This is a genomic window from Hyphomicrobiaceae bacterium (assembly GCA_041397645.1).
Taxonomy (GTDB): domain Bacteria; phylum Pseudomonadota; class Alphaproteobacteria; order Rhizobiales; family Hyphomicrobiaceae; genus Hyphomicrobium_B.
This window is the reverse complement of the sequence record JAWKWE010000007.1, coordinates 42,937-63,502: the sequence shown is the minus strand read 5'-3', so window position 1 is coordinate 63,502 and position 20,566 is coordinate 42,937. Positions and strand designations below refer to the sequence as shown.

Sequence of the window (20,566 nt, the reverse complement as noted above, 5' to 3'; positions counted from 1 at the left end):
CGCCATTCACGTCTCGGAGATCACGGACTGCACTTACGCGGCAGCGCAGCATGTTCCAGGGTGAGGGCGCCTCCCGCGCTTGATACGGCGTCAGCCGGCGAGAGCATCAGTCGCCGGTAGAAACAGCTTTGAGCGCCGGTGTGGCACGCAACGCCTTCGCCTTCCACTTTCGCGATTACCCACAAGACGTCCTGGTCGCAATCGGTGCGGATTTCCACGACGCGCAGCAGGTTTCCGCTGTCCTCGCCCTTCTTCCAAAGTTTCCCCCGTGAGCGGCTCCAAAAATGCGCGTAACCTGTAGACAACGTCTCGCGCAGGCTTTGCTCATTCATGTACGCGAACATGAGCACGTTGCCGCTATCTTGGTCGGTGACGATAGCGCTGATCAGACCGGCATCGTCGAATTTGGGGCTGAATGACTTGCCCTGTTCAATCTCGTTCACATCGCCGCGCGGTGCGAACCGCTGTACTGAATTTGATGTCATCGTGGATTTTTCAACCGTCGGGAAAAGCCAGTGTTGCTTCAAGTCTCGTTGCCCGAGGTCTGCAGCATCGCAAAGAAGCGATTGCGCCAGGCCTCGTCCGCTTCCAGGCAGCCCATGAAGCGTGATGTAATCGTCTTGGTTCCGCGCTGGCGCACGCCCCGCATGGACATGCAATCATGCTCTGCAAGCATCATCACTCCCACGCCGCGAGCCCCAAGCCCGTCCATCAGCGCTTGAGCGATTTCGCTGGTCAACGCTTCCTGGGTCTGAAGGCGACGGGCATAGATCTCCACAACTCGGGCGAGCTTTGATAAGCCGACGATGCGCCGATTGGGGAGGTAGGCTACGTGAGCAATACCTCGGAACGGCGCGACGTGGTGCTCACAGTGGCTTTCGAACGGAATGTCTTTCAGCATGACGATGTCGTCGTAGCCGGTCACGTCTTCAAAAGTGGCCGACAGCTCCGCCAGGGCATCCGAGCCATAGCCTGAGAAATACTCGCCATAGGCATCAACCACCCGCTGCGGCGTCTGAAGCAAACCGGCTCGCGCGGGGTCGTCTCCGGCCCAGGCCAGAAGCGTGCTCACGGCCTCTTCGGCCTGAGCGCGGGTAGGGCGGCGCGGCGGCAGCTTTTCAATGATTGGGGCGGCGGTCGACGACTTCTTCATGGGGCTTTGTGGGTGTCCAAAGGCTTTGTCGGAACGGATCCTGGGGCAATATGCGAATAATCGCGGCCTCGCGCTCGCCCGATACAACCCTTATATAGGAACCTGGGTCGATTTGAACGACACCAAAAAAGTGCTGATCACCCTCGGTCGCCGGATTTTCACCTTCGGTTAACGGGGGGCGGAGCGGCTGCCAGAAACTGCTGAAAGAGCCCATGGCCGAGCTGGACGAGATCTACAACACGAAGCTGATAGAACTGGCGGGCGCCTCGACGCGGGGCACGCGCCTGGAAGCGCCGGATGCAACAGCCACCGCCCATTCCAAACTGTGCGGCTCGACCGTAACCGTCGATCTTAAGATGGCGAACGGAAAGGTTTCTGACTACGGACAAACCGTGAAAGCGTGCCTGCTCGGGCAGGCCGCCGCAGCGGTGGTAGCGCGAGAGATCGTGGGCTCTACGCCTGAAGAACTCCATGTCATCGCAGCTCAGATGCGCGCTATGCTGAAGGAGAATGGCCCGCCCCCCACAGGACGCTGGGCGGATTTGGGGTCGCTGGAGCCAGTGCGAAATTATCGCGCCCGACACGCTTCCACGCTGCTCGTCTTCGATGCAGTCGAGCGCGCGCTCGATGAGGCCGGGGCAAAATCAACAGCCACAGCCAAAGCGCTCTGAGTTTCGTATCGGTCGAAGGACAGGCATGGTCGAAGGATTGACCGGGCGGATCTCCAAAACGGTGCTGAAGGCACCGATCCATCTGTATCGTTGGACACTGAAGCCGCTGGCGGGTCACCACTGCCGGCATTGGCCGAGCTGTTCGCAGTATGCGCTCGATGCGATCGAAACCAACGGTGCGTGGCGCGGTTTTTGGTTGATGCTCTCGCGCTTGGCTCGGTGCGGCCCCGGCGGCACTCATGGCGTTGACTCCGCGCCCGACATCCGTTCCATCCACCACCCCTTCGCGCCTTGGCGCTATGGGCGTTGGCGGCAGGTATATGATCCGGAAGATACAGGTGCCCAGAAGAAGTGCTGCGAATAGAAAATGGACCGCCGACGCAGTGTACTTCGACGGTCCCGTGCTTGTTCTGAGACGATCACTTCAAGAAGAAGCATCTTCTAGAAGGTCTGCCCTTTTGTGAAGCGCGCCTGAAACTTCCTCATGGGGCACTTCGAACTCCCAGCCCTGCGTGCGCGACGCGAGTTCGCTTGCCGCTTTCTGGCCTTCGCCTGTGCCCGCCGGCGTTATCGTCACAAAAGCCGTTGTGCCGTCGGAGAAGTACTCGATCGCAACCTTGAGGTTCTTGTCGTTCTCTAACGTTACCTTGCCAACCCGCGGGTAGCTCTTGCCGGTGCCTGCTTTGCGCACCGTCTTGAATTCGATCAAGCTCGCGGCTTCGATAATATCGTCGACGCTGTTGACGTATTTGAGTTTCGTGCCGGAGGGAATTTCGCTCAACATGAGCGTTTTCTTGTCGGGTAGGGATGATGTCGTAGGCGGGATCACCTGCGACCTCGATCTGCGCCGACTTGATAGTTGGTGGCATCCAATCGACAATCTTGGTCTTTGCCCAATCTCTCATCGCGACAGGTGCTTTGATAGTGCGGTTCGCAAGCCACGTCTGATCCTCGCCGGGCCGGCGCACGTAGGGTCGTGTCGTGGCTGCCGTCACGGCGTCATTGCTTTGTTTGCCGGTGACCATCTCAGCGATAACCGAACCCTTGTCATCGAGGAAACGCACCAGATGGCCCGATCCTCTTGCCCCTTTAGATGTCAGGCGCCGGGCTTCTTTGGCGGCCATCTCGGAAGAGCTCCACGAACTAGCTGTTCCCGCTGGCTCGAAGTCCGCCGAGGAAGCGGATCGTGCGCGCTTAGGCCTTAATCGCCTCAATTCCCGATTTCAACTTTCAGTCTCGTGCGGAGGACATCTGACAAATCGCTGAGCCGCTGGGCGCTCTTTGCGCAGCACAAGAACAAAGAATAGAAGAATCTCTTCGTTGCAGAACGCCATATTTCCATTAGGCTATATCGAATAGCGAGTGATCGTTTCGATGCTGATCGAAATTGAGTTTCAGAGGTCGAAATGCTATCATAGGTAGAATCGGCAGGGGCTGCAACTTTCGGGGGATTTTAGTCGATGTCCGGGGGCTTTGTTGGACGTATGTTCGCGGTAGCGGTTGGGGCGATGTCGCTAATGATTTCGCCTGCGCCGATATTGGCTGCCGATCTGGGCGGCGATTGTTGCGCCGATCTTGAAGAGCGCATCGCCGAACTTGAGGCGACCACGGCACGCAAGGGTAATCGTAAGGTGAGCCTCACGGTTTCGGGCTGGGTGAATGAAGCGGTCTTCTTCTGGGACGATGGCACCGAACGCAATGCTTATGTCGGCACCAATGAGCTTGAGCAAAGCCGCTTTCGCGTATCGGGTGACGCCAAAATTACGGCTGACTGGTCTGCGGGCTACGTTCTTGAGATCGGTGCTAATGGGGCTGGCTCAAAGTCATTCGATCAGGACAATGCCGGCGACAGCAAGATGGCGGTTCGCAAGTCGGCTTGGTACGTCAAGAGCAAGCAGCTCGGTAGGCTCGCGATGGGGCGGTTCGATACAGCCACTTACCACCTCATCGACAACCTTGATAACCTTCTTACGCGAAACGTTTCCGACTATGAGGCGGCCGGCGTCGCGCTTGGCAACTTCCGCACGCGTTCAAATGGCGTGCTTGGGGCGAAATGGACAGATTTCATGGGAGGCTTCAACAACGGGACGCCCGGTCAGGACGGACTGCGCAACACCGTCCGCTACGACACTCCCACGTTTGCCGGTTTTACGGCCTCGGCCGCTTGGGGGGAGGACGACCAGTGGGACACGGCTCTGCGCTATAGCGGGGAGTTTGGCGATTTCAGACTTGATGCATCCGTTGGATATGGTGAGAGCACGGACCCAGGTGTCAATGGTGGTCCGTGCACGATGGGGAACGGGGACTGCCAGTGGTGGGGCACTGGCGCGTTGCTCCGCCATAAGCCGAGCGGCGTCTTTCTCTTCGGCGGCTACGGCGTGAACCGTATCGATCTCAAACCTGGCCAAGTGGCCAACGACAAGTCCGACACTTGGTACCTCCAGGGAGGCATCGAGCGAAAGTGGTTTGAGCTTGGCAAGACCAACGTCTTCGTCGAGTACCGCCATGACGATGTCGGATTGAGCAAGGCTGCCGACTCTTCAAACCTCGACTTCTGGGCAGCCGGCGTCGCACAGGAGATCGAAAACGCCAGCATGGTAATGTACGCGCTCTATCGCCACTCCGATGGTGACGCGACGACCGGGGCTATTACGACTAATTTTGACGCCTTCGACATGGTCATTACAGGCGCCAAGATCAATTTCTGAGGGAGGTCTCACCGGAGTACGGCGAGTTTTGTCCGCCTTGGCCGAGAGATGCGAAAAGCCGAAGCCCATGGGCTCCGGCTTTTTTGTTCTTTGTGGGCAGCTTTAGGCCGGGGGGAGCTGGAAGTAGTAGTGACCAAACAGTGTAATCGCGACGCCAACCAGCAGAGCCGCATAAGGCAGGAAGCCTGCGCGGCGCGCTCCAAGATCTTGGCTCTTGAGATCCAGATCGATCAGCATGTGATCCGGAAAGCGTCCCTTGTCCTGCACATAATGCCGAAAGAGGAAGACTGGGATAATCAGTGCGCCAAAGGCCAAGCCGTACCACAACGCATTCGGGTTACCCCAAACCTTGGCGCCAACTCCCATCAAGAAGAGATTGAAGAAGCCGAGGAGGGCGTTGAAGGCAATGAGCCAAGTTGGAGCGCGATAAGGACGCGGAATGTCAGGGCTGTCGATCCGATGGATCCATGTCGATTGAAGATTGAGGAAGATGAAGATCATGTATCCGACGTTCGAGATCGACAAGATGAGATAGTAGGCCGTTGCATCCGAAGCCGCGAACGTGAGCAATCCTAAGTTGAACACGAGGTCGGTCCACATTGCGCGGGTAGGAGCGCCATGTTCGTTGGTATGGGCCAAATACTTTGGCAGCCATCCGTCGACGCCGCCTTGGTAGAGTGTGCGTGACGAGCCGGCCATCGCCATCATGATCGCGAGGATAAGCGCCAGGATCATCATCATCTCAAGAAGGTGCGTGACGATCTGCGAGCCGCCGCCCACCATGTTACCCATAGCAGCCGCAACACCGGTTCCGTCGACGATGCCTGGAGCCGTCATGCCATCGAGACCAAGAAAGCCCTGAAAGGTCGTTGCAACCAAAGAATATATGACGACACAAAGCAGGCCGGCAGAAATGATGGCCTTCTTGGTATCGGAAGCAGGATTTTTGAATTCGCGCGTGTAGCAAACAGCGGTCTCAAAGGCATAGGTGGACCAACCCGCGATGAACAGGCCGCCGAAGAAGAAGGTCCAGCCTGCGTTGTTCCACTCACCGGTTGGCGGTACGAAAGGCGTGTAGTTCGCGTAGTTGACGCCACCGTTGAAGAACGGGACGACGCCGACGATCAGCATCGGCACGATGACGAACAGCCCGATCCACATTTGCACCCGCGCGGTGCCGAGAATACCGCGGTGCTGAATAGAAAATGCAATGAGCATCAAGGCCGCGCCGATGAAAAAGGTCGGTCCGATCTCGATGTTTGCAAGGCCGAAGAACGAGAAACTCGCCAACGTCATCGTGCGCAGCGCAGGGGTGGCCGCAGTCGTCACTGCACCGACTGCGATCTTAGCTGCTTCTTCAGCCGTCTTTCCATCGATAGCCGCAGCGTTGGCGGCGCTGTGCAACCACGCGACCACTTCAGGCGAGTCGGTATGGAAGGCCGGAATTGGGGCAATGGCATTTAAGATGTAGCCAGCCGCAATAGCGCAGCCGAGCGAAAGAACCGGCGTCCAAGCATACCAGTTGCACCACACCGACAGAGGCGCGATGAGCTTGCTGTATCGCAGCCAGGCCGCCGCACCGTAGACTGCAGCGCCACCCGATTTGTTTTTAAAGAGGCCAGCAATTTCTGCGTAGCTATAAGCTTGGAACAAACCCATGACGACGGAAATCGTCCAAACGGCAAAGGCAAGCTTGCCGACGGTGGCGCCCAGTCCGCCAATCGAAATCAAAACAAGCGCCGGTACTCCGCTGGCGATCCAGAACGCGCCTTTCCAATCAATTGTTCTGTGCAGCCCGCCGATTTCTTCACTTGTCGACTGCACCCCCCCTTGCGGGATGTTCGCAATATCAACCATTGGTCACTCCTGTGCTCCCTTCCGGAGATCGAACCGCCTCCGTTTCAATGCGAGGCATCCTGACGCATGATTGCGTGTGATGCAAATAGTTTGCACAGGAGTGGTGTTTCAGTAAGCGTAAAATCGTTGCTGCACTGCACGAATACTTCGCGCGCTTGTAGCAATTCCTGTAAGCATTCCTGTGAGCCCGGCAACTAGAACCAATCCTCATGAGCACAGAGCCGATGAAACATTCGAAGGCGGGCCCGCGTGCGGGTACTTCAAAAGCGCCGGTTACTCACGACAAGGCTGAAGTTCCGCTTGAGAAACGCATCGGCGAGGTCATCAAACATCTGCGTTCGGCGGCGAACCTTACGCTGGCAGAACTCAGCGCGGGTGCCGGGATGTCGAGCGCCATGCTCAGCCGGGTAGAAAACGGCATGGCTACGGCGTCGCTCGATTCTCTTGAGCGTCTTTGCCACGCGCTGGGTGTCAATCTTTCGGACATTTTCCGGGAGACGGAGCAGAAAGAGGGATCTGCTCAGCTCTTAAAGAAAGCCGACCAGATGGAGGTTGTGCGGGTCGGCACGAAGCATGGCCATACATACCGGTTGCTTTCCTATGATCGCGGACCGCGCAAGATCTTCGAGCCGTTTTTGATCGAGATGGATCGCAAGAGCCAATCATGGCCGCGTTTTGCGCATCCGGGGGTCGAATTCATCTACGTGCTCCAGGGGCGCGTGGAATATCGGTTTGGCGACAAGACCTATATTCTGGAACCGGGTGATGCCTTCACCTTCTCGGGCGACGTTGTGCATGGACCGGAACGTATGCTCGACGAGCGCGCGAAGTTCCTTGCCATTATCATGTACCCAGAAAAATAGCCGGTAGCGCGAGCCACCGGCTAAGTAGGGGAAGAGACGTGGAAAAGTGCGCGGACTACATACCCCCCGCGCCGGGGATCCAGTTCGTGCCGGCTAATGGCACGCGAGCCATCGCCGCGGCTTCGATCGTGAGCGCGGCCAGATCTTCCGGCTCCAAGTTGTGGAGATGGTTCTTGCCGCAGGCCCGTGCAAGGGTCTGAGCTTCGAGCGTCATCACTTTTAGGTAATTGGCGAGTCGCCGTCCGGCGCTAACCGGATCGAGCCGCTTTATAAGTTCCGGCGTTTGCGTGGTGATGCCGGCAGGATCCTTGCCTTCGTGCCAGTCGTCATAAGCCCCCGGCTTGGTGCCGAGTTCGTGATATTCCTTCTCCCACTTCGGATCGTTGTCGCCGAGCGCTACAAGCGCGGCCGTGCCGACCGCCACCGCATCGGCTCCCATCGCCAAAGCCTTGGCGACGTCGGCGCCAGTGCGAATGCCGCCTGAGACAATAAGCTGAACCTTGCGGTGCATTCCCATATCCTGCAACGCTTGAACGGCAGGGCGGATCGCACACAGCAGTGGAATGCCAACGTGCTCGATGAAGACTTCTTGCGTCGCAGCCGTCCCCCCTTGCATGCCATCGAGAACGATAACGTCGGCACCGGATTTTACCGCCAGCATAGTATCGTAGTAGGGACGGCTTGCGCCGACCTTCAGATAGATGGGCTTCTCCCAGTCGGTGATTTCGCGCAGCTCGCTGATCTTGATTTCCAGATCGTCTGCGCCGGTCCAGTCCGGATGCCGGCAGGCGGAACGCTGATCGATGCCTTTGGGAAGCTGGCGCATCTCCGCGACGCGGTCTGAGATCTTCTGTCCAAGCAGCATGCCGCCGCCGCCGGGTTTGGCTCCCTGTCCGATGACGATCTCGATGGCGTCCGCCTTTCGCAGATCGTCGGGGTTCATCCCGTAGCGGGAGGGCAGATACTGATACACGAGCGTTTTCGATTGCCCGCGTTCCTCCGGCGTCATGCCGCCATCGCCGGTGGTGGTCGAGGTTCCGGAAAGAGTGGCGCCACGCCCTAGGGCTTCTTTCGCATTGGCGGACAATGACCCAAAGCTCATGCCCGCGATCGTAATGGGGATAGCCAACTTGATGGGCTTCTTTGCAAAGCGCGTTCCCAGCGTCACGTCGGTCCCGCACTTCTCACGATAACCTTCAAGGGGATATCGCGACATGGAGGCACCCAACATAACCAGATCGTCGAAGTTTGGAACACGCCGCTTCGTGCCGCCGCCACGAATGTCGTAAATGCCTGTGCTTGCTGCGCGACGAATTTCAGAAAGCGTATAATCGTCGAACGTGTGGGAGTGGCGAGGTGTGGTCGGTGGGTTTTGGTAGGTCATCAGTCGTCGTCCACATTATCGGTGCTGCATGAAGTCATACAAACAACTTGCACCATATGCAAGTTGTTTGTATCTAGTGAAAGCCCAAGATGCACCGCCTAGTCATGCGCGAGGGAGCCGCTTCGGCTCATGGAGACGTCAACAAATGCAAGACAAAAGTGCCACTCAGGCGGCGCTGCCCACTGCGGGTGAAATTGCTGTGGGAAGGGTCCGCGTGCATGGCGGCGTCAAGTTTCATCCCTACTGGTGGGAGGCTGCGCCGCGAGAGCCGTCATCCGGCTTGTCCGCGTTGCCGACCAAGAGCGATGTCGTCATCGTGGGCTCCGGCTTTACAGGTCTGTCTGCCGCGCTGACGCTGCGCAACAAGGGCGTGGACGCGATCGTCATCGACAGTGAGACACCGGGCTTCGGCGCGTCGACGCGCAACGGCGGCCAGATCGGTAGCGGCAATCAGAAATTCCGCGTCAAGCGACTTATCGAGCTTCGCGGTCATGACAAGGCCGCCGCCATGCTGCGCGAAGGCACCCGGATGCTCGACTACATCGAAGAGCTGATCGCCGGAGAAAAGCTCGACTGCCACTTCCGCCGGTGTGGAAGGTTTCGCGCCGCCATCCGCCCCGAACACTACGATGCGATGGCGCGCGACATGGAAGACCTGAAAGCCATTGCCGGCGTAGAAAGCTTCATGGTGCCACGCCAAGAGCAGGCCGGTGAGCTTGGTTCTGATATGTTTTTCGGAGGCTCGGTTCTGCCAAACGACGCGAGCTTACAGCCAGCGATGTACCATGCCGGATTGATGGCGCGCATCCGCGAGAAGGGCGGCGCCATTGCGGGACAGGCGGGCGCTCTTGCAATTGACAAGGACGGTGACGGCTTTCGCGTGCGAACCACACGTGGTGACATCATCGCACGTCACGTCATTATCGCGACGAACGGGTATACCGATGGTTTGGTTCCGGCCTTGAAGCGACGGATCGTATCCATCAAGTCAGGTTTGATCGCGACCGAGCCGATCCCGGAGTCGCTATACAACAAGTTGCTTCCGAAAGATCGCGTGTACGGAAACACCAACCGCGTCTTCTATTACTTCCGCGGCGCACCGAACGAGCGCCGCATAGTGTGGGGCGGGCGGGCAGGGCGTATTGCACCCAACACGTCGCTGAGAGCATTCCGGCACCTGGTCGCGGATATGATCGCAGTCTTTCCAGATCTTGCGAGCGCCGCGATCACCCATGCCTGGGACGGACGCATCGGCTACACCTTCGATGAAGTTCCCCATTTGGGTCGCGCCGCATCTGGCGTCCATTACGCCCTGGGCTACTGCGGCACCGGCGTCTCGCGCGCTACCTACTTTGGGCACAAGATTGCGCTGCAAGTTCTCGGCGATCGCGATGGCCGAACAGCTTTCGACGATCTGATCTTTCCGGCGTTTCCTGTTCATCCCGTCGCAGAACAGGCCGTTCCAATCGTTGAGACCTGGTACCGCATCCGGGATGCGGCAAAGTTTTAAAATCAATTGAGGACAGTTAGGGAGCGACCAAGAATGGCGACAATGACGACGAGCCGAACAAATATCTCTTCAGGTGGTGCGTATGAATCGATCTTCGGATATTCGCGCGCCGTTCGAGCTGGTGATGATGTCCACGTGTCGGGGACTTGTGCGCCGGCCGGACATGAGAAGAGCGACGCCTACACTCAAGCCCGCGCGGCGCTTACCATCATCGAAAAGGCGCTTGGAGAAGCGGGTGCCAAACCGGCCGACGTTGTGCGCACGGTCGTGTATTTGCGCGACATCAACGATGCGGAAGAGGTAGCCCGCGCCCACCTTGAGATGTTCGATAAAGTCCGGCCGGCAAGCACCCTTGTTCAGGTGACGTCGATGCTTCGGCCATGGCAGAAAGTCGAAATCGAGGCCTACGCCAAGATCTAGATTTCGCATTTATCACAGTGCGGAGACAACAGCGGGTGGCGGGGCACGACGCCCTGATATCCGCACCGGCCGCCAGACCTAACAAAACTTATCGATTTTCGGGGCTCGGCTTTGCAGGCAACAGCTTCTTTGCGCGAAAAGCAAAGCTCTGGAACAGGAATCCCCAACCATACAGGCCGTCCACCGGGTTGAACACAACGAGCAGCCTGATTTCCGTTCGCTGCGACACGGTCTGGCTTCAAAAGATCTCTGAAAGGCGCTAGTGCTGCGTGAGGTCATCGGGGATTGTGGATGTCGTTAACTATCGACCAAGACAGCATACTTAATCAGAACAATCTTCTGCGCGCCCTGCGAGAGGATGATTATCGGCTGATCCAGTCCAGTCTTGTGGAGGAGAACAGGAAGGCCGGAGACCTCTTGTACCGCGCAGGAGACAATATTGGGCAGGTGTATTTTCCGTGCGGTCCGACCCTGATCTCGTACCTCGTCACCAGCGTTGACGGTCGGGAGGTCGAGACGGTGTTGGTGGGGAGGGAAGGTGCCGTTGGCGGCATCGTAAGCTCAGGACATCTGCCGGCTTATTGCATGATCACAGTGAAATTTGGCGGACCGGTTCTGCGCGCACCTATTAGCGCCGTCCAGGCTGCAAAGGAAAAGTCTGTCTCCTTCAAGCGGCTATTTTCACGCTATGCAGATTGCTTGTTGGCGCAGATGTTTCAAGCGACCGCCTGCAACGCAATCCACTCCATTGAGCAGCGCACGGCGAAGTGGATCCTTGCGGCAATGGACCGGGCCGGCAACCACATCGTGCCACTGACGCATGACGAACTCGCCTCGTTGATGGGCGTGGGACGGAGCTACGTCAGCCGGGTCATTCAAACACTCAAAGCCGACAACATCCTGGAGACGTCTCGCGGGTGTCTGACCGTACGCAACGAGGCGGAACTGCGTGCGCGTGCGTGCCAATGCAATGAGAGTGTCAAAGCCCACTTCGAGACTGTGCTGGCTGGGGTCTACCCCGATCCGTCCGACGCGACATAAGGCTCTTAGAGCGGCTGCTGGTACGCTAGTTGGGCCCCGGAATTTGCTTGCGTAACCAAGTGACCATATTGCCGACTTCCTGACTGTCGGGCTCCAGCTCTGCAAGGGTGTTGGCGTAGGTGAGAGCAGACGAATAGTCTTTCCGCTCGATCTCGTATGAGGCTAGGCCTATGAGAATTTCGCGGTCATAGGGATGTCGTGAAAGCGCGTTTTTCAAGACAGTGATCGCTTCCGCCTGCTTGCCCGTGTCGTGCAAAGCTACGCCGAGAACGTAAGCGATGTGCGGGTCCTGAGGTGTGCTTTCGGCAGCCTTGCGCAGCCAATTGACGCCTTCCTCGGTCCGCTTCTGTCTGACGAGACTTAAGCCCAAAGCGTATTGCACGGCGCCTGCGTCTGGATTGAGGACCAACGCGTCGCGCAAAATCTTTTCTGATTTTTCTTCATCGCCGCCGGCGCGCACAAGGTCAGCCAGCGCGAGCGATCCCGCCACGAAGGTCGGATCGATGCTGTTGGCCTTTTCCAATTGGGCCTTGGCGTCCTCCATCTTGCCCTGATCGCGGTAGAGCGTTCCTAGATTGACGTGGGACTCTGGCCGTTCCGCATTGAAGTTCTGGGCTGCAACGTAGTCTTCAATAGCCGCCGTAAATGCCTGACGAGCGTCCGCGGGCAAGGAGGCTTCGGGTTGGCCGACTAATGCACGGGCCGCATCCATGCGAACGAGCCGGGCTTTGTCATTCAAAAGCGGAACGAGCAGCGCAACGCGGGTTTCCGCATCGGCGGTCGCGATGATCGAAATCGCAGCGGCTTTCACAAGAACATCGTCACTCTTTAGGGACTGAGCCGCGATGGCCATGGTCTCGCGCGAAGGAAAGCGGCCCAATCTTGCAAGCGCGCTGGCCCGAGCGATCGCAGATTCAGACGCGTTCGTTGCAATGCGCGAAAGCGCGATTTGTGCACCGGGCGCAGCCAAATCAGCGCGACTGAAGGCTTCGGCAAAATCCTGCGCGCCTGGAATGGGTTTGGGATACCAAGTCTTGATCGCCTCGCTGGCCCAGGACGCGGATTTGTCCTTATGACATTGGTTGCAAGCGTTCGGCGTACCCAGAAGCGTCGTTCGGTCGGGACGCGGAATGCGAATGGAGTGATCGCGGCGCGGATCGACACCCATGTAGGTTGTCGTCGGCATATGACATGAGGCGCACTGAGCCCCGTCCGACTTGGGCGTATGATGGTGATGTTCTGGCGTGTCGTAACGCTCGGGCGTATGGCATTGGGCACAGACTGCGTTGCCTTCAGCGCGTATCTTTCCGGTGTGGGGATTATGGCAATCGGAGCAGGTTACGCCTGCTGCATACATCTTGCTCTGAAGGAAGGACGCGAAGTTATAGACTTCGTCACGCTGCTGGCCATCAACATAATAGAGGCCGGTGTCCAACAAAGAGGGGCGGAAGGCGTCGTATAGCCCTGCAACGGCGTGCGGATCATCGTCGTATTGTCCGCGCCGCGCATGGCAGCTGGCGCAAGCCTTGATTTCGATGCTTGTTGTTCGCGGAGTCGAACGCACCGGCTTGCTGTCCGCATTCACGGACCAAGTCACTCCATGGCGCTCGTTGAACTCAGGATAGAGCCCCATGTCAGGATCTTTGGATTGATCAGATGTCTTGGCCCAAGCCAAATGCTTCGAACCCGGGCCGTGGCAGGCCTCACAGCCGACATGAATCTCCGACCAGGACGTTTTGAATTCGTTGGTCGCAGGGTTGAAGTTCTTCTTCAGGTTCGTCGAATGACACCAGGCGCATTGGTAGTTCCAGTTTTGATCGATGCCGGTCCAGTGCAACGGATGGCCCGCCTTGAGCTTACTGCCCGGATAAAGATGGTACCAGCGCTGTCCGCCCTCGCTCTGCGGGCGCGAGTCCCATGCCACCCCGAAGGCCTGAAGGCGTCCGCCCGGAATTTCGATAAGATACTGCTGAAGCGGGGCAACGCCGAACGTATAGCGGACTTTGAAATCGGCGAGTTTGCCGTCTGGTCCGTCGGTGTTGATCCAATAGGCGCCATCCTTCTTGAAGAAGGTCGAGACCACGCCATCCTCTGTGAATGTCGTTCCGTCGAATTTTCCAAGAACGGTCCGTTCGTTCGCCTCCTGCATCGCATGTGCATGCTGGGAGCCGGTCCATTGCTCATGCTCGCTCGTGTGGCACTGCGCACAAGCCGCCGATCCCACAAACTCTGCCTGATCCGGCACTGTGGTCTGCGGTCGTTCTTCCGAGTTGCTTGGCCCGGCCCAAAGCCCGGCTGCGACGGAGATCACAACACAGAATGCGATTTGCAGCACAACGGGCAGTGACAACGAGCGTTTGAAATTCATGAATGCCATCTGTCTAGAAGGTCTCGGACCGGCGCTTCCGGTATGGGGCAATGCCTGGTCTGCCCTCAAGTGACAATTTCAGGATGAGGCCTTACTGCTTGCTCAGTTTCATGACCAAACCCATCTTAAATCCATTAGCTCGGAAGCCCAATCCGGTTGCCTGTCAAGCTAACCCTCACGACAGCATTCGAACAACGGCTGCCATAATCTACTTCTTTTCGGAGTAAATGACCGTCCAGTCTGGCTTCATATAGACGACGTGGAGGGCCCTATGGAGGCTCGTGACAATTTACAATAGCCGACGAAAAGAAAAGGCCGCAGCAATCTGCGGCCTTTAGCTTTTGAAACTCGTTCTCGCGGATCAAGTCCGACTACTGACCAGCCACCGATAGTGGCATGGTCAGGTTGATATAACCGGCATCACCCTCGAGGCGGTTCTTCGCGTCGAACTCGTGGAAGTATCGCCAGCTCGTTGAGACGGGAATTTTCCCGAGCTGGAAAGTCCAATTGACGACAGGGCCAAGGGCGGCCACGCGGCCTTCGAACGGACCGAGGCGAGCGCCAGCTCCGCTGTCGCCTGAAACCTGATCGTAAAAGTAGCCGTTGATACCAATCCCGAACGTCTTGGAAAGGTTCTGGACGACGGCACCTTCAAGGTGAAACTCTGTGCCGGTCTTGTAGTCGGTCGTGTGGTTCTCACCATTGAAGGTGAAGCCCAAAGCACCCGACACTTCCAATCCAGTTGTTGGATTGAGATAGGTTGCGGCACCCGTTACGTCGACGGCCCAGCGATTGAAACCAATGTTGGCCAAATTCCCCTTTTCCCAGAATCCGATGGGGACGTTGAGCAACGTGCCGATATTCCAATGCCAGTTACCTTCATGCCAGCCTAAAGTCGCTCCAAGAACGGGGTCGCCAAAGGCGGCGTCCTCATCTCCAACATTCGTGCTGATCGCATTTCCCCCGGGACCCGAGAGGATAGCGCCCGCGGAGACATCCTTCCAACCAATCGGCGCCATTGCCGTGAAGGCCGCGTTGCCTCCGAAGACCTTTTCCGGCGCAACCCAAGTGACCATCGGGACATTATAGTAGACGTCGGCATCGATTCCGCCCGACAGCGTCAGACCGGCGTATTCGAGTTCGGCGTTGGCGCTGCCCGTGTAGAAATAGTTGTAATCTGAGACGTATGTGCCCGGCGGCGGCAAGTAGCCCGCCATGCTGGTTTTTGAACCTAGGAGATAGAAACCAGCCGCGCCTTCCGCTGCTTGGGCATCATGGCAGGGAAATTGAGCCAGAATTCCCAAACTCAAAAATGCCAGTGCTCTCTTCATGGAGGGTTCCAATGCAGCTGCCCCAAGGAATAGACTCATAATTTTCCGTTAAGATTACACTGGCAGCGGATGGATAGCTGTGTCTCCACCGCCACGATCGCCGCCCCCGATGCCCCCAGTTGAGCGCAGGCCGCTTAGCCGAACTGGTCAACGAACGGACGAAGCCGCTCAACCAATCAGTCTCGCGCACCTTTAAGTTGGGTGGATCACCAGTTTTCGGAATGCAAAAACGGGCCTCTCTTCAGGGACATGCTGGACATCCTTCCTTGTCCCAACAGTCTCTATAGCGTTAAGCTCGGCCACGTCGTTCGACAGACGGCTCGTGGCTGGTTTTCTTTCAAGGAGTTGTTATGCGAATTTTTTGTGCAGCGGGCGTTGCTTTTGCAAGTGTTGCGACGAGCCCACTAGCGTTCTTTGCGTTAGGTGTGGACCCAGCTCAGGCATTGGAGGGGGAACAACAACTTCGAATTGCCGAAGCTGATGACGCCGAGAAGCAAGCTTTCGAGGCTGCTAAGGAACTCGGTACAATCGACGCTTGGGAAGCATTTATTTCCAACCACTCAACGGGCTTTTACGCCGACTTGGCGCGGGCGTATGTCAAGAAGCTCAAGGATGGGGGCGCGAGCTCAAGCGAAAGCCGCACTTCAGCCGAGCAGGCTCCTACACAAGAGGTGCCTAAGATGATGCGCCCATCGGTTGGGCGCATTGCTTTGGCACCCAAGCCGTCGTCCATCAAGGATCTTCCGGTGGCTGCCAAGCTGCCGTGCCGGTCGCGGTCGGCTGCGCGGTCTGAGAACTCTACAGAACCAGCTCGTATTCGCTTCATCAACTACGGCGACGATCCAATCCAGGTTTTCTGGATCGACGGAGATGGAAAAGATCAGCTTCTCGCAGAGATAAAGCAGGACCGCGAGGCCGCTGTCGAAACGTTCGTTACGCAACCTTGGATTGTGAGTGACGCTGACGGCCATTGCATTGCAATCGCACAACCAAACCCAGGCCCACAGATTTTCGCGGTCGGCTCTGAAGAGGCGTATGAGGATGCGTCGTCGCAAAAGTCTTCCAGTAAAAAGAAATCTTCCAACGAAAAGAAATCATCTAAGAAAACCAAATCGGGGTCTTGCCGGTCCGGACAAATCCGCGTCGAAGGCAAATGCATGACGAAGAAGGAATCCGTCGGTTATTGCGGTCCTGGCTACGAAGCGCGCCACGGAAAATGCGTCCTGAGAGAGTCATCCAGTCCACCAGCCAAGCCCTCCAAGCCGAAGTGTCCAAAGGGCCAGGTGTGGAGCGCGGAAGAACTCTGTCACTACGACGATTGAGAGGGCGTGGGGTGGACGGCCGAAGTATCGATGTGGGCCTCTCGCTGATCGGCCTCAGTCGCCGATCAGGCAAAACATTAGGTGGGGATCTGGCAGAAGGTCTATCTTTCAAGGATACCTTTTGACCGATCCTCACACCCCAAGCGTTGCGAAAATGGGCTGCGCAGGTCATCGCGTTTGATCATAGGCGTCCCATTTTTGTTCTCGCTAATTGTGGCTTCCTGCCATAGCTGGAACGCCATGCCTTTGGGCTGACGCCTGCCCAGGTGTGAAATGCCCGCGAGAAAGCATTCGCATCATTGTAGCCCAGAGAAGCTGCTATCGAGGCAACGGAGCGTTCAGTGTTTTCGAGCATCTGCTGGGCAAGCTCACAGCGCGCTTGTTTGATCAATACGTGCAGCCGGCTGCCTTCGTCCTCAAGGCGACGTCGAAGTGTGCGTTCATGGAGACCAAACAGGTGCGCGACGGCATCCGCCGAGCACGTTCCGCTCAGGACCAGCTGATAGAGCACCTCCCGCACCTCATCGCTGAAGCTCCTGAACTGGGGCATTTCATCGGCCAGAGCTTTGGCGACCAATCTGTAAAGGATTGGGTCCGCTCCGGCGACCGGCCGTTGAAGGTCCGAGGCTTCGAAAACGATCCCGGAAATCTCGGCGTCGAAACGCACGGGCGATCGGAAGTATTGGCGATGGGGCCCAGCTTGAGCAGGCTTGCGATAGGCGAGTTGCACGTGTGCCGGTTTCCAGTCGGGGCCACATAGCTCACGCATGATGCAAAAGCCGATCATGATGGCGGTATCATAGATTTGCGGAATGGCCTTCGTTTCGTGATTATAAACGGAATAGCCCAGTGTCACCTTTGACGGGCTAGGGGCGAAGAAGACGGGCACCGCACCTCGATCATGCCAATGCAAGTTTTTGACGAGCATACGGACTGCGTCGCCGACCGTCGCCGAGTTTTGCAGTAGGTATCCGAGCGGACCGAAACCTCGCATGTCGAAGCGAACCCCTAGCAGCAATCCAAAGTGGTCGCAGCGGGTCTCCTCAACGCAAAGGTCCAGTAGACGTCCCATATCGGTCAGCGGCATTCGGTTTGCAGGATGATCGAACACCTGTGGCTTGATGCCGGCAGCTGCCAGAGTGCGCCGCGGATCGACCCCAAATTCGGCAAGCACGGCCGGTAGGGCCATGACCGGACCAACACTGATTTCTCCAGCGCCGCTCAGGCTGAGGAAGTGCGCATTCTCCTTGTTCGCTTTAACCAACGGTCTTCGACCGTTGCTTGGGCGTAGTCGCATATAGTGTGACATGGCCTGCGTAATCTGTCCGGATCTGCAAGAGTACTCGACACAGATACATGGTAGTTTGCAAGCAATTTTTTGGGTTGGAATTCTTGTGTGAGGTTGTTGTCATGGAAATTAAGACCGCAGTTGCGTTTGTCCTGGGATTTTCGCTTCTTGCTGTTACGTTGCCCGACACCGCACGTGCGCAGGAAGTTACCGGCACGCTAGGTTCGCCGAGCGCCACAACTAGCATCGATGGAAAACAGCTGCCCGCCCCCGACCCGGAATTCGGCGGTGTAATCAAGAACGACGCCCTGCAATCAACGCCATGGTGGGCGCCGCGTATCGTACCACCAAAAGGTGCGCCGAATGTGCTTCTCATTATCACCGACGACGCCGGCTTCGGAGTTCCCAGCACGTTCGGCGGTGTGATCCCGACACCCACGATGGACCAACTGGCTCAGGAAGGCTTGCGCTTCAATCGAGTATTTTCGACGGCCCTGTGCTCACCGACCCGCGCAGCGCTCATCACCGGGCGTAATCATCACTCGGTTGGTTTTGGCGTAATTTCGGAGCAGTCGACCGGCTTCCCCGGCTACAACAGCATTATTAGCGAAGATAAAGCCACGATTGGTCGAATCCTGCTCGACAATGGCTACGCGACCGCCTGGTTCGGCAAGGATCACAATACGCCGGCCTTCGCGGCTAGCCAGGTCGGACCGTTCGACCAGTGGCCCACCGGTATGGGCTTCGAATACTTTTACGGATTCGTCGGCGGCGATGCCAATCAGTGGCAGCCAAACCTCTTCCGCAATACGACGCAGATCTATCCCTTCGAGGGCAAGCCAGGCTGGAACCTCATTACGGGGATGGCTGACGACGCTATCGAATATGTGACACGTATCCACCAGACCCAGCCCGACAAGCCGATCTTCATCAAATATGCGCCTGGGGCCACGCACGCACCACATCATCCTACCAAGGAATGGGTGGACAAGATTCACGAAATGCACCTTTTCGACGACGGCTACAACAAGCTGCGCGAGCGCATTTTTGAGAACCAGAAGCGGCTTGGCGTCGTCGCCAAAGATGCGAAGCTAACGCCTTGGCCAAATGACGTCCTCCAGCCGTGGGATAAACTCAGCGACGTCGAAAAGAAGCTCTTCATCCGCCAAGTGGAGGTCTTCGCCGCATATGCCGCCTACAACGATCATGAGATCGGGCGCGTGATCAAGGCATTCGAGGATCTCGGCAAGCTCGATAACACGCTCATCATCTACATCAATGGTGACAACGGCACGAGTGCCGAAGGTGGCCCACTGGGCACACCGAACGAAGTTGCCTTCTTCAATGGGATCAACAAGCTTCCTGCTGACATACAGATGAAATTCTACGATGTCTGGGGTACCGAGCAGACTTATAATCACATGTCGGCCGGCTGGTCATGGGCCTTCGACACGCCGTTCGATTGGTTCAAACAGAATGCATCCAGACTAGGCGGCATTAATCAGAACATGGTCGTGTCTTGGCCTGCGCGCATCAAGAACAAGGGAGAGCTGCGTGAGCAATTCATCCATGTCATCGATGTCGTACCCACCATCCTCGAGGCTGCTGGTATTCGCGCACCCGAGGTCGTGGATGGAATCAAGCAAGCGCCGATCGAAGGAACGAGCTTCCTCTACACCTTCGATGAGAAGAACGCGAAAGTAGCCTCGCGCCACAAGACTCAGTATTTCGAGATGATGGGCCAATGGGCGCTTTACGATGACGGCTGGCTCTTGAGCACCAAAGTCAATCGTGCACCTTGGGAGGCCTTCGGCCCTGCCAATACCGATCCGCTGAACAACCAAGTGTTCCAGCTCTACGACCTGACTAAGGACTTCAGCCAGTCCGACGACATTGCTGCAGCACATCCTGACAAAGTTGCGGAGATGCGTAAGAAGTTCGTCGCAGAGGCTAAGAAGTACCAGGTCTTCCCATTGGACGCCTCGGTGGCGGCACGCATCGTTGCGCCCCGGCCGAACATCACCTCTGGGCGAACGGAATTCGTCTACACGCGGCCGATGGTCGGTCTACCCCAGGGCGACTCGCCAATGCTGCTCAACGCCTCCTATACGATCACAGCCGATATCGACGTCCCAGAGGGCGGTGGTGACGGCATGATCCTGACTTCGGGTGGCCGCTTCGGCGGCTACGGATTCTATGTGTTGAACGGTAAGCCGGTGTTTCTGTGGAACTTGGTCGACCTCAAGCGCATCAAGTGGGAAGGATCTGAGGCGCTCAAGCCTGGCCCTCACAGCGTCGAGTTCGATTTTAAGTACGACGGTAAAGGTGCGGGAACGCTTGCCTACAACAATTTCTCCGGCGTTGGTCGCGGTGGAGTTGGTACCCTCAAGGTTGACGGAAACGTTGTTGCCACCGAGACGATGGAAAAAACTCTCCCAATGATCCTTCAGTGGGACGAGAGCTTCGACATCGGCTCCGATACCCTGACCGGTGTCAATGATGCTGATTACAAGCCGCCATTCGCGCTGACGTCTAAACTCAATAAGCTCACGATCAAGGTGGACCGGCCGCAACTGTCGCCCGAAGACATCAAGAACATGAGCGACGCGCAGATAGAAAACAAAATGCGTGAGTAGGAACGAGCAGGCTG

The 20,566-nt window shown here is 57.3% G+C and carries 17 protein-coding genes; 9 read left to right on the top strand and 8 right to left on the bottom strand.

All coding sequences use genetic code 11. The features are described from left to right. Positions 1 to 20 precede the first annotated feature (20 nt). Positions 21 to 485: a phosphoribosyl-AMP cyclohydrolase gene (hisI, locus tag R3D51_18215; GenBank protein MEZ5901419.1), complete on the bottom strand. Its 465-nt coding sequence runs from the start codon at positions 483 to 485 to the stop codon at positions 21 to 23. Between the two features lie 38 nt (positions 486 to 523). Beyond that, on the bottom strand, positions 524 to 1,153 hold the full coding sequence (gene folE, locus R3D51_18210; GenBank protein ID MEZ5901418.1) for a GTP cyclohydrolase I: 630 nt from the start codon (positions 1,151 to 1,153) through the stop codon (positions 524 to 526). Positions 1,154 to 1,365: 212 nt separating this feature from the next. On the opposite strand from folE, the gene R3D51_18205 reads away from it, so the two are divergent. Next, positions 1,366 to 1,824, top strand: coding sequence for an iron-sulfur cluster assembly scaffold protein (locus R3D51_18205; protein ID MEZ5901417.1), 459 nt, complete (start codon positions 1,366 to 1,368; stop codon positions 1,822 to 1,824). Between the two features lie 25 nt (positions 1,825 to 1,849). Further along, positions 1,850 to 2,188: a membrane protein insertion efficiency factor YidD gene (gene yidD / locus R3D51_18200; protein ID MEZ5901416.1), complete on the top strand. Its 339-nt coding sequence runs from the start codon at positions 1,850 to 1,852 to the stop codon at positions 2,186 to 2,188. Positions 2,189 to 2,248: 60 nt separating this feature from the next. Here yidD and R3D51_18195 read toward each other — a convergent pair whose 3' ends face one another. Further along, positions 2,249 to 2,653: a hypothetical protein gene (locus R3D51_18195; protein MEZ5901415.1), complete on the bottom strand. Its 405-nt coding sequence runs from the start codon at positions 2,651 to 2,653 to the stop codon at positions 2,249 to 2,251. A 631-nt stretch (positions 2,654 to 3,284) separates the two neighbouring features. On the opposite strand from R3D51_18195, the gene R3D51_18190 reads away from it, so the two are divergent. Continuing rightward, a complete protein-coding gene (locus tag R3D51_18190) occupies positions 3,285 to 4,532 on the top strand; it encodes a porin (protein ID MEZ5901414.1) in 1,248 nt (415 codons plus the stop codon). Positions 4,533 to 4,634: 102 nt separating this feature from the next. Here R3D51_18190 and R3D51_18185 read toward each other — a convergent pair whose 3' ends face one another. Continuing rightward, positions 4,635 to 6,389, bottom strand: coding sequence for an APC family permease (locus R3D51_18185; protein ID MEZ5901413.1), 1,755 nt, complete (start codon positions 6,387 to 6,389; stop codon positions 4,635 to 4,637). Between the two features lie 224 nt (positions 6,390 to 6,613). On the opposite strand from R3D51_18185, the gene R3D51_18180 reads away from it, so the two are divergent. After that, positions 6,614 to 7,252: an XRE family transcriptional regulator gene (locus tag R3D51_18180; GenBank protein MEZ5901412.1), complete on the top strand. Its 639-nt coding sequence runs from the start codon at positions 6,614 to 6,616 to the stop codon at positions 7,250 to 7,252. A 55-nt stretch (positions 7,253 to 7,307) separates the two neighbouring features. On the opposite strand, the gene R3D51_18175 is transcribed toward R3D51_18180, so the two are convergent. Beyond that, positions 7,308 to 8,636 carry an FMN-binding glutamate synthase family protein gene (locus R3D51_18175; GenBank protein MEZ5901411.1) on the bottom strand — a complete coding sequence of 443 codons (1,329 nt, stop codon included), beginning with the start codon at positions 8,634 to 8,636 and terminating at the stop codon, positions 7,308 to 7,310. Between the two features lie 145 nt (positions 8,637 to 8,781). On the opposite strand from R3D51_18175, the gene R3D51_18170 reads away from it, so the two are divergent. The 3 genes from R3D51_18170 (at position 8,782) to R3D51_18160 (ending at position 11,607) form a co-directional block, all read left to right on the top strand. After that, entirely contained in the window at positions 8,782 to 10,146 is a 1,365-nt protein-coding gene (locus R3D51_18170; GenBank protein ID MEZ5901410.1) for an FAD-binding oxidoreductase, read from the top strand. Positions 10,147 to 10,179: 33 nt separating this feature from the next. Beyond that, complete coding sequence (locus R3D51_18165; GenBank protein MEZ5901409.1) at positions 10,180 to 10,566, top strand: RidA family protein; 387 nt, start codon at positions 10,180 to 10,182, stop codon at positions 10,564 to 10,566. A gap of 291 nt (positions 10,567 to 10,857) precedes the next feature. After that, positions 10,858 to 11,607 carry a Crp/Fnr family transcriptional regulator gene (locus R3D51_18160; protein ID MEZ5901408.1) on the top strand — a complete coding sequence of 250 codons (750 nt, stop codon included), beginning with the start codon at positions 10,858 to 10,860 and terminating at the stop codon, positions 11,605 to 11,607. A 25-nt stretch (positions 11,608 to 11,632) separates the two neighbouring features. Here R3D51_18160 and R3D51_18155 read toward each other — a convergent pair whose 3' ends face one another. Further along, positions 11,633 to 13,975: a multiheme c-type cytochrome gene (locus tag R3D51_18155; GenBank protein MEZ5901407.1), complete on the bottom strand. Its 2,343-nt coding sequence runs from the start codon at positions 13,973 to 13,975 to the stop codon at positions 11,633 to 11,635. A 371-nt stretch (positions 13,976 to 14,346) separates the two neighbouring features. After that, positions 14,347 to 15,306 (bottom strand): transporter, encoded by a 960-nt coding sequence (locus tag R3D51_18150; GenBank protein MEZ5901406.1) that lies wholly within the window; start codon positions 15,304 to 15,306, stop codon positions 14,347 to 14,349. 350 nt (positions 15,307 to 15,656) lie between these two features. Between R3D51_18150 and R3D51_18145 the strand changes: the two genes are divergently transcribed. Continuing rightward, complete coding sequence (locus tag R3D51_18145) at positions 15,657 to 16,628, top strand: hypothetical protein (protein ID MEZ5901405.1); 972 nt, start codon at positions 15,657 to 15,659, stop codon at positions 16,626 to 16,628. 181 nt (positions 16,629 to 16,809) lie between these two features. On the opposite strand, the gene R3D51_18140 is transcribed toward R3D51_18145, so the two are convergent. Further along, positions 16,810 to 17,892, bottom strand: a complete 1,083-nt coding sequence (locus tag R3D51_18140) for an AraC family transcriptional regulator (GenBank protein MEZ5901404.1) — start codon at positions 17,890 to 17,892, stop codon at positions 16,810 to 16,812. Positions 17,893 to 18,038: 146 nt separating this feature from the next. On the opposite strand from R3D51_18140, the gene R3D51_18135 reads away from it, so the two are divergent. Further along, positions 18,039 to 20,552 carry an arylsulfatase gene (locus R3D51_18135; GenBank protein MEZ5901403.1) on the top strand — a complete coding sequence of 838 codons (2,514 nt, stop codon included), beginning with the start codon at positions 18,039 to 18,041 and terminating at the stop codon, positions 20,550 to 20,552. Positions 20,553 to 20,566 lie beyond the last annotated feature (14 nt).

Excerpts from the sequence above, each read along its gene's own strand:
- hisI (MEZ5901419.1), bottom strand. The coding sequence starts at position 485 with ATGACATCAAATTCAGTACAGCGGTTCGCACCGCGCGGCGATGTGAAC.
- folE (MEZ5901418.1), bottom strand. The coding sequence starts at position 1,153 with ATGAAGAAGTCGTCGACCGCCGCCCCAATCATTGAAAAGCTGCCGCCG.
- R3D51_18205 (MEZ5901417.1), top strand. The coding sequence starts at position 1,366 with ATGGCCGAGCTGGACGAGATCTACAACACGAAGCTGATAGAACTGGCG.
- yidD (MEZ5901416.1), top strand. The coding sequence starts at position 1,850 with ATGGTCGAAGGATTGACCGGGCGGATCTCCAAAACGGTGCTGAAGGCA.
- R3D51_18190 (MEZ5901414.1), top strand. The coding sequence starts at position 3,285 with ATGTCCGGGGGCTTTGTTGGACGTATGTTCGCGGTAGCGGTTGGGGCG.
- R3D51_18185 (MEZ5901413.1), bottom strand. The coding sequence starts at position 6,389 with ATGGTTGATATTGCGAACATCCCGCAAGGGGGGGTGCAGTCGACAAGT.
- R3D51_18180 (MEZ5901412.1), top strand. The coding sequence starts at position 6,614 with ATGAAACATTCGAAGGCGGGCCCGCGTGCGGGTACTTCAAAAGCGCCG.
- R3D51_18175 (MEZ5901411.1), bottom strand. The coding sequence starts at position 8,636 with ATGACCTACCAAAACCCACCGACCACACCTCGCCACTCCCACACGTTC.
- R3D51_18170 (MEZ5901410.1), top strand. The coding sequence starts at position 8,782 with ATGCAAGACAAAAGTGCCACTCAGGCGGCGCTGCCCACTGCGGGTGAA.
- R3D51_18165 (MEZ5901409.1), top strand. The coding sequence starts at position 10,180 with ATGGCGACAATGACGACGAGCCGAACAAATATCTCTTCAGGTGGTGCG.
- R3D51_18160 (MEZ5901408.1), top strand. The coding sequence starts at position 10,858 with ATGTCGTTAACTATCGACCAAGACAGCATACTTAATCAGAACAATCTT.
- R3D51_18155 (MEZ5901407.1), bottom strand. The coding sequence starts at position 13,975 with ATGAATTTCAAACGCTCGTTGTCACTGCCCGTTGTGCTGCAAATCGCA.
- R3D51_18150 (MEZ5901406.1), bottom strand. The coding sequence starts at position 15,306 with ATGAAGAGAGCACTGGCATTTTTGAGTTTGGGAATTCTGGCTCAATTT.
- R3D51_18145 (MEZ5901405.1), top strand. The coding sequence starts at position 15,657 with ATGCGAATTTTTTGTGCAGCGGGCGTTGCTTTTGCAAGTGTTGCGACG.
- R3D51_18135 (MEZ5901403.1), top strand. The coding sequence starts at position 18,039 with ATGGAAATTAAGACCGCAGTTGCGTTTGTCCTGGGATTTTCGCTTCTT.